Annotated in this window: 13 protein-coding genes; 5 read left to right on the forward strand and 8 right to left on the reverse strand. The window is 71.4% G+C overall.

Annotated elements, in window-relative coordinates; translation table 11 throughout:
• The first annotated feature begins 28 nt into the window (after positions 1–28).
• Positions 29–733 carry an ABC transporter permease gene (locus tag HPY23_RS21980; RefSeq protein ID WP_091889041.1) on the forward strand — a complete coding sequence of 235 codons (705 nt, stop codon included), beginning with the start codon at positions 29–31 and terminating at the stop codon, positions 731–733.
• Here HPY23_RS21980 and HPY23_RS21985 read toward each other — a convergent pair whose 3' ends face one another.
• The 5 genes from HPY23_RS21985 to HPY23_RS22005 form a co-directional block, all read right to left on the reverse strand.
• Complete coding sequence (locus HPY23_RS21985) at positions 734–1,567, reverse strand: ABC transporter substrate-binding protein (protein WP_407942760.1); 834 nt, start codon at positions 1,565–1,567, stop codon at positions 734–736.
• An 80-nt stretch (positions 1,568–1,647) separates the two neighbouring features.
• Positions 1,648–1,929: a hypothetical protein gene (locus HPY23_RS21990; protein WP_139235009.1), complete on the reverse strand. Its 282-nt coding sequence runs from the start codon at positions 1,927–1,929 to the stop codon at positions 1,648–1,650.
• Positions 1,916–2,707, reverse strand: coding sequence for a Crp/Fnr family transcriptional regulator (locus tag HPY23_RS21995; protein WP_060850251.1), 792 nt, complete (start codon positions 2,705–2,707; stop codon positions 1,916–1,918). The genes HPY23_RS21990 and HPY23_RS21995 overlap by 14 nt, the downstream gene beginning before the upstream one ends.
• A gap of 145 nt (positions 2,708–2,852) precedes the next feature.
• Positions 2,853–3,557 carry a tRNA (guanosine(37)-N1)-methyltransferase TrmD gene (gene trmD / locus HPY23_RS22000; protein WP_091889043.1) on the reverse strand — a complete coding sequence of 235 codons (705 nt, stop codon included), beginning with the start codon at positions 3,555–3,557 and terminating at the stop codon, positions 2,853–2,855.
• Between the two features lie 52 nt (positions 3,558–3,609).
• Positions 3,610–4,998 carry a deoxyribodipyrimidine photo-lyase gene (locus tag HPY23_RS22005; RefSeq protein ID WP_091889045.1) on the reverse strand — a complete coding sequence of 463 codons (1,389 nt, stop codon included), beginning with the start codon at positions 4,996–4,998 and terminating at the stop codon, positions 3,610–3,612.
• Between the two features lie 383 nt (positions 4,999–5,381).
• On the opposite strand from HPY23_RS22005, the gene HPY23_RS22010 reads away from it, so the two are divergent.
• Positions 5,382–5,573: a hypothetical protein gene (locus HPY23_RS22010; RefSeq protein ID WP_048429329.1), complete on the forward strand. Its 192-nt coding sequence runs from the start codon at positions 5,382–5,384 to the stop codon at positions 5,571–5,573.
• A gap of 16 nt (positions 5,574–5,589) precedes the next feature.
• On the opposite strand, the gene HPY23_RS22015 is transcribed toward HPY23_RS22010, so the two are convergent.
• A complete protein-coding gene (locus tag HPY23_RS22015) occupies positions 5,590–6,675 on the reverse strand; it encodes a TRAP transporter substrate-binding protein (protein ID WP_060850248.1) in 1,086 nt (361 codons plus the stop codon).
• A 267-nt stretch (positions 6,676–6,942) separates the two neighbouring features.
• Here HPY23_RS22015 and HPY23_RS22020 point away from each other — a divergent pair, with 267 nt between their 5' ends.
• Positions 6,943–7,521: a tyrosine phosphatase family protein gene (locus HPY23_RS22020; RefSeq protein WP_060850247.1), complete on the forward strand. Its 579-nt coding sequence runs from the start codon at positions 6,943–6,945 to the stop codon at positions 7,519–7,521.
• Positions 7,522–7,961: 440 nt separating this feature from the next.
• Complete coding sequence (locus tag HPY23_RS22025) at positions 7,962–8,351, forward strand: hypothetical protein (RefSeq protein WP_139235010.1); 390 nt, start codon at positions 7,962–7,964, stop codon at positions 8,349–8,351.
• Between the two features lie 158 nt (positions 8,352–8,509).
• Here HPY23_RS22025 and HPY23_RS22030 read toward each other — a convergent pair whose 3' ends face one another.
• Positions 8,510–9,322, reverse strand: coding sequence for a Cof-type HAD-IIB family hydrolase (locus HPY23_RS22030; protein ID WP_091889049.1), 813 nt, complete (start codon positions 9,320–9,322; stop codon positions 8,510–8,512).
• Between the two features lie 12 nt (positions 9,323–9,334).
• Positions 9,335–10,603: a lipase family protein gene (locus HPY23_RS22035; protein ID WP_091889051.1), complete on the reverse strand. Its 1,269-nt coding sequence runs from the start codon at positions 10,601–10,603 to the stop codon at positions 9,335–9,337.
• Positions 10,604–10,866: 263 nt separating this feature from the next.
• On the opposite strand from HPY23_RS22035, the gene HPY23_RS22040 reads away from it, so the two are divergent.
• A complete protein-coding gene (locus HPY23_RS22040) occupies positions 10,867–12,036 on the forward strand; it encodes a polysaccharide biosynthesis/export family protein (protein ID WP_060850243.1) in 1,170 nt (389 codons plus the stop codon).
• The last annotated feature ends 19 nt before the right edge of the window (positions 12,037–12,055 follow it).

Here is a 12,055-nt window from a genome sequence, read left to right on the forward strand (position 1 = left end):
CGAGGAGACCCGGTGAGACGGGGGTGACATGGACGAGTTCGGGCGCGCGCTGGGGCTGGCGGTGGCGATGATCCTGCGCGGGGATGCCGACCTCGTCGCCATCGTCGGCCTGTCGCTGCGGGTCAGCCTGACGGCGGCGGCCCTCGGCTTCGTCCTCGGCGCGCCGCTCGGCGCGCTCCTCGCCACCACGCGGTTTCCCGGCCGCGGCGCGGTGCTGGTGCTCGTCAACGCGCTCCTCGGCCTGCCGCCGGTGGTGGTGGGCCTGGTGCTGTACCTGCTGGTCTCGCGCTCGGGGCCGCTGGGGAGCCTCGGCCTGCTGTTCACGCCCGGCGCCATGGTGATCGCGCAAGGGGCGCTCGCCCTGCCGATCGTCGCGGCGCTCTCGCATCGCACCTGCGAGGCTCTGTGGGCGGAATACGGCGACGCGCTGCGGGTCGACGGGGTCGGTCCCGGGCACGCGGCGCGGATCCTCCTCGCCATGGCGCCCGCGCCCCTCGTCACCGCCTTCCTGGCGGCGTTCGGGCGGGCGATCGCGGAGGTCGGCGCCATCCTGATGGTGGGGGGCAACATCCGCGGCTACACCCGCACCATGACGACCAGCATCGCGCTCGAGACGAGCCGCGGCGACCTCGCGCTGGCGCTCGGCCTCGGGCTCGTCCTCGTCAGCCTGACCCTGGTGGTCAGCGCCGCCGCCTTCGGCATCAACCGGGTGGCGGCGGCGCCTCGCGGGTGATCACTGCGTCGGCATCGTGCCGGTCGGAAAGAACAGCTGCTCGCCGCCGACCTTGAACGAGGCGATGGCCGCACGGCCGCGCTCGGAGGTCAGCCACTCGTGCCAGATCCGGGCGTCGGCCGCGTGGATCTGCGGGTTCTTCGCCGGGTTCACCAGGATCGAGCCGTAGGGGTTGAACAGCGAGGTATCGCCCTGGACCAGGATCGCGAGGTTCTGGCGGTTCTTGAAGTTGGCCCAGGTCGCCCGGTCGGTGAGGGTGTAGGCGTCCATGGCGGCCGCGGCGTTCAGCGTCGGGCCCATGCCCTGGCCGAGCTCGCGGTAGCTCGCGCCCAATCCGCGGGCCTCGATGCCGGCCTTCTTCCACAGGCGCAGCTCGGTGCGGTGGGTGCCGCTGTCGTCGCCGCGGCTGGCGAACGGTGCCTTGGCCTTGGCGATGCGGGCGAGCGCCTCGGTCGCGTCGCGCCCGCCCTTGATGCCGGCCGGGTCGGCGGCCGGCCCGACGATCACGAAGTCGTTCGCCATCACGTCGCGGCGGTCGAGGCCGTGGCCCTCGGTCACGAACTTGTCCTCGCCGGCCCGGTCGTGGACGAGGAGCGCGTCGGCGTCGCCCTTGGCGCCGATGGCGAGCGCCTGGCCGGTGCCGACCGCGACGACCCGCACCGCGATGCCGGTCTCGCGCTGGAAGATCGGCAGGAGGTGGCCGAACAGGCCCGACTGCTCGGTCGAGGTGGTGGAGGCGAGCGTGATCGCCCGCTCCTGCGCGGCGGCGGGCAGGACGGGGGCGAGGGCGAGAAGCGCGGCGAGCGCGAGGCGGCGCGAGATCGGCAGGCTCAAGGGCGGGTCTCCGGTGGCGGTATCGGCCAGCGATAGCCCGCGGGCCGGCCGCGGCGCCAGGGCGATTCGCGGCCGGGGGATCACCTCTTCGCGGGTGCCGCTGCCGCCGCGAGGCTGTTGGCGATCGTCGTCAGCAGGGCGGCGGCCTGGGTGGCGACCTCCGGTTCCTGCCCCTCCGCCGCCAGCCGGCGCTTGGTCTCGATCACGGTCTCGACCGCCTCGACGAGCTCCGCCGCCGGGACCGTCCCGTGCTCGACGAGGACCAGCATCAGGCTCTCGACCAGCATCAGGGCGGCCTGGGCCTCGGCGGCGTAGACCCGGTCCATCCCGGTCGGCTTCCCGTCGGGTTCAGGCTCCGACATCGCCGCCGCTCGTCCGCTCGCCGCCGCCGGCTTCCCGCACGCCGACGAATTCCGGCCGGCCGCGCTCCGAGATGTCGAGGAGCGGCCCGGCGATCCGCACGAGCGCGTCGAGGTCGCCGATCGTCACCCGGCGCCCGCGCATCGCGACGACGCCGTTCTCCCGGAACGAGCGCAGGACCCGGTTCACGTGGACGTTGGAGATGCCGAGATGGTCGCCGATCTGCTCCTGGGTCATCGGCAGGTCGTAGGCCTGCGCGTCGGGGGCGATGGTGCCCGAGAGGATCAGGCGGCCCCGGAAATCGACCAGCAGCATCGCCAGGCGCTCGTCGGCGCTGCCGCGGCCGAGGCCGACGACCCAGTTGTGCAGCCGGCGCTCCTCCTCGATCACCTGCCACATGCAGCGGGTGGCGAGGTCGGGGTCGCGCTCGTAGGCCTCGCGCAGGGTCCGGTGGTCGACCTGCTCGACCATCACCTCGGACAGGGCCTGCACGGCGTCGGGGCTGTGGGTGGCAAACAGGCTTTTGACCGCGAACAGGTCGCCGGGCAGGAAGATGAGGATGAACTGGCTGCGCCCGTCCTCCAGGGTGCGCAGGCGCCCGACCCAGCCCTTGCGCAGGCGGAAGATCGTGTCGTTCGGGCTGCCGGCCTCCACCAGCAGGCGGCCGGCCGGGTAGATCCGGCCGGACCCGGCCATCACCCGGTCGAGCGCCACCTCGCCGCGACGCAGGGCCCCCAGGATCTCGGGCCGGTGCATCATGTAGCGGGCGGAATCGGGCATGGCGGCGGTGGGGTCCGGCGTGCGTCGCGAGGGGCGGCGCCCGGGAAGGACAGCGCCGATCGATCCGGGCTCTAGGGAGCCTCGGCCGCGGCGGCATTCACCTGCGTTGTGTTCTGAACAGAGTCCGGTGGACGGCCCGTGCGATTCAGCTGATCAGGTCCGGGCGCCGCTCGCGGGTGAGCCGGGCGGACTCCGCCGCCCGCCAGCGGGCGATGGCCGCGTGGTTGCCGCCGGTGAGCACCTCGGGGATCTCGCGCCCCTCCCACTCGCGCGGGCGGGTGTAGTGCGGATATTCGAGGCCGCCGCTCTCGAAACTCTCCTCGACGCCGGAGGCGTGCTTGCCCATCGTGCCGGGCAGGAGGCGCACGCAGGCGTCGAGCACTACCAGCGCCGCGGGCTCGCCGCCCGACAGGATGTAGTCGCCGATCGAGACCTCCTCGAGGCCGCGCCCGGCGATCACCCGCTCGTCGACGCCCTCGAACCGGCCGCAGACCACGACGACGCCCGGCCCCTCGCTGAGCGCCCGGACGCGGGCTTGCGTGAGCGGGCGGCCGCGGGGGCTCATCAGCAGGCGCGGGCGGGGATCGTCGGGCGCGCAGGTGACGTCGATCGCCGCGGCGAGCACGTCGCAGCGCAGCACCATCCCGGCGCCGCCGCCGGCGGGCGTGTCGTCCACCGCCCGGTGCCGGCCGATCCCGTGGTCGCGGATGTTGCGCGCCTCCAGGCTCCAGGCCCCCCGCGCCAGCGCGTCGCCGGCGAGCGACAGGCCGAGATGGCCGGGGAACATCTCGGGGTAGAGCGTGAGGATCGTGGCGCGCCAGGGCGCGGCGGGGGAGGCGTCGCAGGTCATGCGGGTTGATGGCGCCGGAGGGGCGGGACGGTCAACCGGCCCGGCTCCATCCTCACGCCTCCTCGATCCGGCACAACTCGTCGACGGTCTTCAGGTAGGCCTTGGCGTCGAACTTCTTCAGGGTGTTCGGTCCAAGGTAGCGGACGGTGCCGAAAACCTTGCGCCGTCCCCAGGGCCGGTCGTGCAGGCCGAACAGCCAGGCGACGTTGGTGAAGGAGTTCGCGTCGCGCCCGTCGAGGAAGTAGCGGTTGTTGAGACGGAGCGCCACCGCGAACGCTTCCTCCGGCGAGGGCGACCATTCGAGGATCTTCTTGCCCCAGTACATGCGCAGGTGGTTGTGCATGTAGCCGGTGACGCGCATCTCGCGCATCGCGGCGTTCCAGTATTCGTCGTGGGTGCGCCCCTCGGCCAGCGCGTCCTCGTCGTAGAGGTGGGGGCGGGGATCGTCGGCATGCTCGGCCAGCGTCTTGCGCGACCAGTCCGGCAGGGCCGTATCGTAGGCCGCGTAGCCCGGATTGGTGTGGACGTGGTTCATTGCCAGCTCGCGCCGGACGATCAGCTCCTCGAGATAGGCCGCCCGGTCCTCCGGGCCGCCGGTCTTGGCCGCCTGCACCTTGAGGGCGATCGCCACCGGGGAGATCTGGCCGAAATGCAGGTAGGGGCTCATGTGCGAGGCCGCGCCCGCCTCGGGCTTGTTGCGCACCGTGCCGTACTCGCCGAACGGCCCGGCGAGGTAGGAAGCGAGGCGGCGATGCGCCTCGACCTCGCCGCCGCGGAAGCGCCGCACCGGCGGCACGTCGCGATCGAGCGTCATCGCGGCGAGCGCGGCGTCGGGATCGGAGACGTCGATGTCGCTCTTCAGGGACAGGTCTTCGGCCGAGTGCTTGACGGTGCGGGCCCGCAGGGACGCGAGATAAGGTTCCCAGGTCCGGTGCAGCTTCGGCCGAAGGGTGCGGGCGGCGAATTCGTGCTTGCCCGAGGCGACCTCGAGCGGCACCACCACGTCGCCCTCGACCTGGACCAGGCGGCCGTCGAACCCGGCCTCGATCTCGGTGTACCACTGCTTCTGGATCGTCAGGTAGCCGCGGTCGAGGACCAGCATCGCGGCTTTCTTGCCTAAAGTCAGGGCAGCCTTCGCCGGGGTGGCGCGGCGCAGCACGAAGGCGATGCCCCGGCGCTCCAGGCCCGCCTTGGCGTCGGCGAGGCCCTGCAGCAGGAAAGCGTAGTGCCGGGCATTGGCCTCGGGGAAATGCGCGCCGCCGTCGAGGAGGCCGAACCCCGCCACGACCGGCAGCCCGAGGCGGTTGGCTTCCTCGACGGCGTATTCGAGGGCCGGGTTGTCGCGGCTGCGCATCCCCTGCTGCATCAGGTAGAGCAGGTAGGCGCCGTCCCGCGGCTCGACGTCCTTCAGAATCCGGATCCGCCCCGCCTGAATCGCCATGTCGTCGCCCGGATCCCGATGCTTGCCAGACCGGCGGAACTAGGCCGTGGCGAGGCGCGGTCCAGGGCGGCGCTGCGCCGCTGCCCGGAAAAGCGGCAGCGCTGCCACCAATGTCGCCTTGCCTTCTGGCGGGGCATCTCTATTTTTTGCAGTGCGGGAACGCGATGGCGTCGCGCTCCCGCAGCCCTCTCTTTGGGCGTTTCCTCCCTAGACTTCGGGCCACTCGCGAGAGTGGCCTTTTTTCTTGTACTGGTGCCTGCGGACCGGATCTCGATTGCTGTGCGGTGGAGCTTATGGCCGCGCTCCGCGTTGCCCCTCCGGCAATGGCCCGTCCCGTGCATCGCGGGAGGATCGGAGCCGGGCGTCAGGGGAGCGGTCGAACGATGCGGCAATTCACGTTGCGGGTCGAGGAGAGCGGCGAAGGCTTGGTCTGCATCACCAGCCCGGAGATCAAGAGCCTGTTCGTGGCCGACGAGACCCTGGCCGGCGCGCTGGAGGCGGTGCCGAGCGTGGTCCGCGCGCTGATGCGCGAGGAGGGCCGCGGCACCCTGCCGGGCGAGGAGGCCGCCGAGTAGGCGGCCCCCGCCGAGCTCAGCCCCTGGCTCGGGCCCGGATCATGAAGTTGTCGTAGGTATATTCCGCGACCTGGAACCACAGGTACTCTTCGTTGCGGAACGTCTTCAGCGCGTCGTAGACGCGCTTGAAGTCCGGGTTCTTGGCGCCGATCTCGGCATAGATGTCGTTCGCCGCCTTGAGGGCGGCCTCCATCACCTCCTGCGGGAAGGGCCGGAGCTGGGCGCCGCCGCCGACGAGCCGGCGCAGGGCCGCGGGGTTGCGGGCGTCGTACTTGGCCTGGAGGTCGCCGTTGACGGTCGCCGCCGCGCCCTGCGCGATCGCCCGGTAGCCCTTGGGCAGCTCGGCCCATTTCTGGGCGTTGAACCAGAAGTGCAGCATGGAGCCGCCCTCCCAGAAGCCCGGATAGTAGTAGAACGGCGCCACCTTGTTGAGGCCGAGCTTCTCGTCGTCGTAGGGACCGATCCACTCGGCGGCATCGAGGGTCTTGCCCTCCAGCGCCGCGTAGAGATCGGCGCCCGGCAGGGTCTGGGTCGCGACGCCGAGCTTCCCCATCACCTGGGCGCCGAGGCCGGCGATGCGGAAGCGCAGGCCCTGGAGGTCGGCGAGGCTCTTCACCTCGCGCCGGAACCAGCCGCCCATCTGGGTGCCGGTGTTGCCGCCGGGCAGGGCGTAGAGCTTGCTCTTCGCAAAGATCTCGTTGAACAGGTCGAGCGCCCCGCCCTGGAGCATCCAGGCGTTCTGCTGGCGCGCGTTGAGGCCGAACGGTGCCGCGGTGGCGAGCGCGTAGGTCGGGTCGCGACCGACCTCATAGGCGGCGGCGGAATACGCCGCCTCGACGGTGCCGGAGCCGACCGCCTCAAGGAGAGCGGACGATCCGCCCGCCGGCGCCGCCGACACCTCGATCTGGAAGCGGTTGTCGGTCGCTTCGGCGACGAGGCGGGCGAAGAGCTCGGGGGCGCCGTAGAGCGCGTCGAGGTTGCGCGGAAAGGCGGAGTGCAGGCGCCAGCGCAGCTCGGGGGCGCTCTGCGCGACCGCCGGTGCCGCGAGGGCGGTGCCGCCGGCAAGGCCCAGCCCGGCCGTCAGGATGTCGCGACGCTTCATGCTCTCCCCATCGGAGGATCGATCCCGTGACGGGCCGCTCCGGGCCCGCCGGTCGAGAGGTAGGGCATCCGGCGCGAAAGCGCACCGGGGGCTGCCGAGGCCGGGTACGGAGGCAGGGGGTGGAGGCAGGGGGTGGAGCCTTGGGCGGGTCCCGGCCGTCCCGGGAAAGACCTCGTCCGGGCGGGTGGCCTATGCTACCTCCCGGGTCCGATCCCGCGGGCTCGTCGCCCCGGGGCATCTAATCGGCCCTGCCGGAGCGACCCGACCGTGAAGCCCGAACCGATCTCCCTGCACACGGTCTGCGGCCTCGAGGAGCTGGGCCACCATTCGGCCCGCGGCGTCACCCACGTCCTGTCGATCCTCGACCCGGCCTGGCCCGAGCCCGAGGCCTTCGGCACCTACGACGCGCATCACCGCATCACCCTGCGCTTCCACGACATCATCGAGCCGACGGACGGGCAGATCCTGCCCGAGCGCCGCGACGTCGAGGCGATCCTGCGCTTCGGCGAGGAGCTGACGGCCGAGACCGCGCGGCGCAAGACGCACCTGCTCATCCATTGCCACGCCGGCATCTCGCGCTCCACCGCCGCGATGACGATGCTGCTGGGCCAGGCCCATCCGGACCTCGACGCCGCCGCCGTGGTGGCAAAGGTCCATGCGCTGCGCGAAAAATCCTGGCCCAACGCCCGCATGATCGCCTTCGCGGACGAGGCGCTGGGCTACGACGGCACGTTGAACGAAGCGGTGCGCCGACTGCACGCCGAGCAGCTGCGGATCCGCCCGAACCTCGTCGAGCTGATGCGGGGCCTGGGGCGCGGGCGGGAGGTGGATGCGGCCCTGGCCTGACCGGCCCCACACCGAAGGTCGGCCCGCATCGGGGTGCGAGACGGAATATCAGCCCGGATCGTCCAGGCTGAGAGCGTGTTTGATTGGCTGCTCGAGTCGATCAGGCGCCGACATTGCCGCTTCACCTCGTCATCCTGGGGCCGCGCAGCGGAACCCGGGATCCATAACCGCTGACGGTGGAGGATCAGGCGATCAGCGTTCCGTCTCTTCCTGCTTCGCCAGCGGTTATGGATCCCGGGTTCCCGGCTACGCCGGGCCCCAGGATGACGATGGAGGGCCTTGGATCCACTCTCGCAATCAAACAGGCTCTGATACTTCGACTGTCATATCTTGTATCGTCCTTGCGTCACCTATTGTCGGTCGGTAAGACTCTCGCAGCTGGTCGATCGCGAATCCCAGCAACACGCGAGATACATTCGATGCGAGCTCGACCCATCTTCTTGGCGGCCGGCCTCCTGTCTATGCTGCCGACAAGCGCATTCGCATGGCAGAGGCCCGTTCCCACCGTTGAAAAGGTCGTGAGGCCCGGGACGACTTTGAAGATCGGCTGGTTCATCTCCGTCGATCCGACATGCCGCTCGCTGGGTCCGATGACCGTCAACCTGATCGAGCCGCCCGAGAAAGGTCGGATCCTGGTCGAGCAGGGGCCGGAATTCTCGAGCTTCCCGCCCGGCAACCCGCGATCGGCCTGCAACAAGCGGAAGACTTCGGCCACCCGCCTGATCTACAGCGTGCCGCCCGGTCCGGCGGACGACGACCGGTTCACCATCGAGATCGTGGATTCCCTCGGCGATGCCAGGCGGGTGAACTACCACGTCGCGCTGCACTGACCGGCAGCCGATCGGGTCCAAGCATTCCGGGTTCGCTGCCAGAGCGACGGCGGCCCGAACGCGCGGCCGCTCCCGCCTGTCCCAAGGCGAGCGGCGACAGGGGAATGCCCCGGGACACGGCTATCGCCGATCGCCCGGCATCAGCGGCGCGGGACCCGTCAACCGAGCACGTACCGCTCGATCGCCTCCGCGAACCCTTCCGCCTCGTTCGTCGCCGTCACGCGGGTCGCCGCCCGCTGCACCGCCTCGCTGGCGTTCCCCATCGCGATCGACAGGCCGGCGCGGGCGAACATCGCCGTGTCGTTCGCCATGTCGCCGAGCACCGCCACCTGGGCCAGCGGGATGTCCAGCTCCCCGGCGAGGCGGGCGACGAAATGGCCCTTGTCGACGTGGGGCGGGGTGACGTCGAGATAGTAGGCCTGCGAGCGGTGGACCGCGGCGCCTTCGCCGATCTCTTTCGCAAGGCGCGGTTCGAGGGCGGCGAGCGCCGCGTGGTCGCGCGAGACCCCGACGAGCTTGGCGGCGCGGGCGAGATGGGGCGCGAGGTCGTCCACCACACGCGGTTCGGCCTGGAGGGTGCGGCGCTCGAGATCGGTGTAGGCCCCGGCGGGATCGGTCAGGAGCCAGGCTCCCTCGGAAAACACCCAGAGGTCGACGCCCTCGGCGGAGAACCGCGCCGCGGCCTTGCGGGCCGCCGCCTCGGGGATGAGCACCTCGTCGACGAGCGAGAGGTCGGGCCGCACCACCGTCGAGCCGTTGAAGGCGCCCATCGGCAGGGTGAGCCCCAGGGGCTCGACCAGCGCGCGCAGGCCGATCGGCGGCCGGCTCGAGGCCACCGTGAAGGCGATGCCGCGCTCGCGCAGAGCGGCGATCGCCCGCATGGCACGGGGCGTCAGCCGCTTGTCGCCGGTGACGAGCGTGCCGTCGACGTCGGTGACGACGAGGCGGATCGGCGAGGGGGCGTTCGTCATGCGGGGGCCTGCTCAGATTTCCCGGTGGACCGGCACCGGCTCGGGCGGCGTCTCGGGCCGCAGCGGGACGATGGCGGGGGTGAGCACCCGCTCGCGCAGGGCCTGCGGACCGAGCGTCAGGGCGAAGAAGTCGTACTCGCCGGGCAGGTCGTTGGCCATCAGGAACTGGAAATGCATGCGGAACGGCCGGAACGAGATCCGGCGGTAGACCTCCGTCACGATGATGTCGCGAAACTGCGTCGAGCGGATCACCGGGTTGCGGACCGGGCCGGCCGGGGTCTCGCCGAGGTCGCGGGCGGGGTTGAAGCCCGGGAAGTTCATCCAGTCCTGCGGCGCCTGGTAATCGGCCCAGACCATTCGGTCGGTGGTGACGAGGCTCATCAGTTCGGCCCGCACGCCGCGGGCCCGCGGGTTGATGGCCACGAGGGGCAGCCCGGCCCCGAGGGTGAGGAGCGACAGGCGCGGGCCCGGCGCGCTCCCGGCGGTCGCGGGCAGGACCCGGGCGGCGACCTCGGCGGCGGTGAGCCCGCCGGAGGAATGGCCGACGATCAGGATCTCGTCGACCGCACCGGCCTTGTGGATCCCGGCGACGTGGGCGGCAAACAGCGCGAGGCGGTCCTCGTAGTCCCGGCGCCAGCCGTTGCTGTGCTGCCAGTTGAACACCCAGTCGTTGATGAGCTGGCGCAGGAAGATCCGGTCGAGGAGCGGGGTCGCCGCCAGCACGAGGCCGATGCCGGCGAGCGCCCCGACGAGTCCCGCGGCGAGGCCCGGCAGCCAGCCGGCGGCGAGATGGGCGACGCCCTGGCCCAGCACGGCGGCGAGGGCGGCGAGGATCAGCGTCATGCCGAACGGGTAGAGGATGACGTTGCCGTACTTCCAGTTCAGCCCGTAGAGCCGGAAGAGCTTGCCGGTCGCCACGCCGTGCAGGATGCCGGCGGTGAGGAGCGCCATCGAGGCGATCAAGGGCCGGCGGAAATCCGCCCGCACGAGGTCGTCCCAGAGCAGGACCTCGTAGGTGGTGTGGGTCTCGGTGCCGGCCCGCCCGGTCTCCACGGTCCAGGTCTGGACCAGGCCGTCGGGGCGGGTCTCGGCCCGGGTGATGCTGCGCTTCGCGAGGTCGAAGCGCTTGGCGTAGCGGGTGAACTCGCGGGCGAACAGCGCACGGTAGCGCTTGCCCGCCTCGGGATCGTAGCCCGGCAGGTAGACGACGTGGCGCCGCCGCACCGGCCCGGGGGCCTGCGGCGCCAGGTCCGGCGGCGTGAAGCCGATCTGTGTGGTCATCTCTGTCCCGCCATCCGCTCGTGCTCGGCCCCGTCCTGACCCGTGGCCGGTGCCCGCGCCGTCCTAAAGCCGTGATTTGGTAACCAGTGTCGTGGTTGGACGACAGGACGAAGGACACGCCCCGGCCCGTCGCCGCCCTGTGTCTAGCGGGGAAGACGGCCCTAGGGGAGGGCTCCCGAAGCCACTGTGACACGCCGGCCACGGACAGCGGTCCTCGACTCGGCTAGGGACCACTCTCAAGCGAAGGACGAGCAATCTCCCTGATGCGCGCAATCCCGATCGCCCTGTGCACCGCGCTCGCGGTGTCGGGCTGCTCCAACTTCCTGCCAGCGGCCGGCCCCACGGCGAGCGCGGTGGAGACGGGCGCCGACGTGGCGACCGACCAGGGCCTGCTCGCCCGCTACGAGATCGTCGACGTCAACGCCGCGACGGTCGAGGCCCTGCGCGGCCGTCCCCTCGACAGCCTGCTCGCGTCCTTCGGCGACCGGCGTCCCTCCGTCGAGCCGGTCATCGGCGTCGGCGACACCGTGGCGGTGACGATCTACGAGGCCAGCACCGGCGGCCTGTTCTCCGGCTCACTGTCGATCGACCGGTTCTCCTCCGGCTCGAAATCGGCCACCATCCCGCCCCAGACCGTGACCCGCGACGGCGCCATCACGGTGCCGTATGCCGGCCGCATCCAGGTGGCGGGCAAGCGCGTCCAGGACGTCCAGACCCAGATCGAGCAGGAGCTCGCCGGCAAGGCGATCGAGCCGCAGGTCATCGTCACCGTCGTCCAGCCGACCAGCACCGCCGTGACGGTGACCGGCGAGGTGACGGCGGGCGCCCGCGTGCCGCTCTCCACCAAGGGCGACCGCCTGCTCGACGTGGTGGCGGGTGCGGGCGGCGTGCGCGCGGCCGTCTCCGAGACCTTCGTGCGGCTGTCGCGCGGCGGCACCACCGCGACGGTGCCGCTGACCGCCGTCGTCTCCAACCCGCGCGAGAACATCTTCCTGCGGCCGGGCGACACCCTCACCCTGGTGCGCGATCCCCAGACCTTCCTGGCGGTGGGTGCGCTCGGCGCGCAATCCGAGATCCCGTTCTCGGCCGAGGGCATCACGCTCGCCCAGGCGCTGGCCAAGGCCCGCGGCCTCTCGGACCTGCAGGCCGATCCGGCCGGCGTGTTCCTGTTCCGGTTCGAGCCGGCCTCGGTGGTGCGTCGCATGCGCCCGAACAGCCCGCTGCTCTCCTCGAACTTCGTGCCGGTGGTCTACCGGATCAACATGCGCGACCCCAACAGCCTGTTCGTCAGCCAGGCGTTCCGGATGCGCAACCGCGACCTCGTCTACGTCTCGAACGCCCCCTTCACGGAAGTCCAGAAGGTGCTCGGCGTGTTCTCGACGATCACGGCGCCGGTCTCGGCCGGCGCCTCGGTCTACGCCGGCGTCCGGTAAGGGCGATCGGGCGGGCGCC

Origin of the sequence: Methylobacterium ajmalii, assembly GCF_016613415.1 — a bacterium.
Classification (GTDB): Bacteria; Pseudomonadota; Alphaproteobacteria; order Rhizobiales; family Beijerinckiaceae; genus Methylobacterium; species Methylobacterium ajmalii.

Bases quoted from the DNA above. Each gene is read 5' to 3' on its own strand.
- HPY23_RS22035 (WP_091889051.1), bottom strand. From the start codon at position 10,603: ATGACCACACAGATCGGCTTCACGCCGCCGGACCTGGCGCCGCAGGCC.
- HPY23_RS22005 (WP_091889045.1), bottom strand. From the start codon at position 4,998: ATGGCGATTCAGGCGGGGCGGATCCGGATTCTGAAGGACGTCGAGCCG.
- HPY23_RS21995 (WP_060850251.1), bottom strand. From the start codon at position 2,707: ATGCCCGATTCCGCCCGCTACATGATGCACCGGCCCGAGATCCTGGGG.
- HPY23_RS21990 (WP_139235009.1), bottom strand. From the start codon at position 1,929: ATGTCGGAGCCTGAACCCGACGGGAAGCCGACCGGGATGGACCGGGTC.
- HPY23_RS22030 (WP_091889049.1), bottom strand. From the start codon at position 9,322: ATGACGAACGCCCCCTCGCCGATCCGCCTCGTCGTCACCGACGTCGAC.
- trmD (WP_091889043.1), bottom strand. From the start codon at position 3,557: ATGACCTGCGACGCCTCCCCCGCCGCGCCCTGGCGCGCCACGATCCTC.
- HPY23_RS22040 (WP_060850243.1), top strand. From the start codon at position 10,867: ATGCGCGCAATCCCGATCGCCCTGTGCACCGCGCTCGCGGTGTCGGGC.
- HPY23_RS22015 (WP_060850248.1), bottom strand. From the start codon at position 6,675: ATGAAGCGTCGCGACATCCTGACGGCCGGGCTGGGCCTTGCCGGCGGC.
- HPY23_RS21980 (WP_091889041.1), top strand. From the start codon at position 29: ATGGACGAGTTCGGGCGCGCGCTGGGGCTGGCGGTGGCGATGATCCTG.
- HPY23_RS22010 (WP_048429329.1), top strand. From the start codon at position 5,382: ATGCGGCAATTCACGTTGCGGGTCGAGGAGAGCGGCGAAGGCTTGGTC.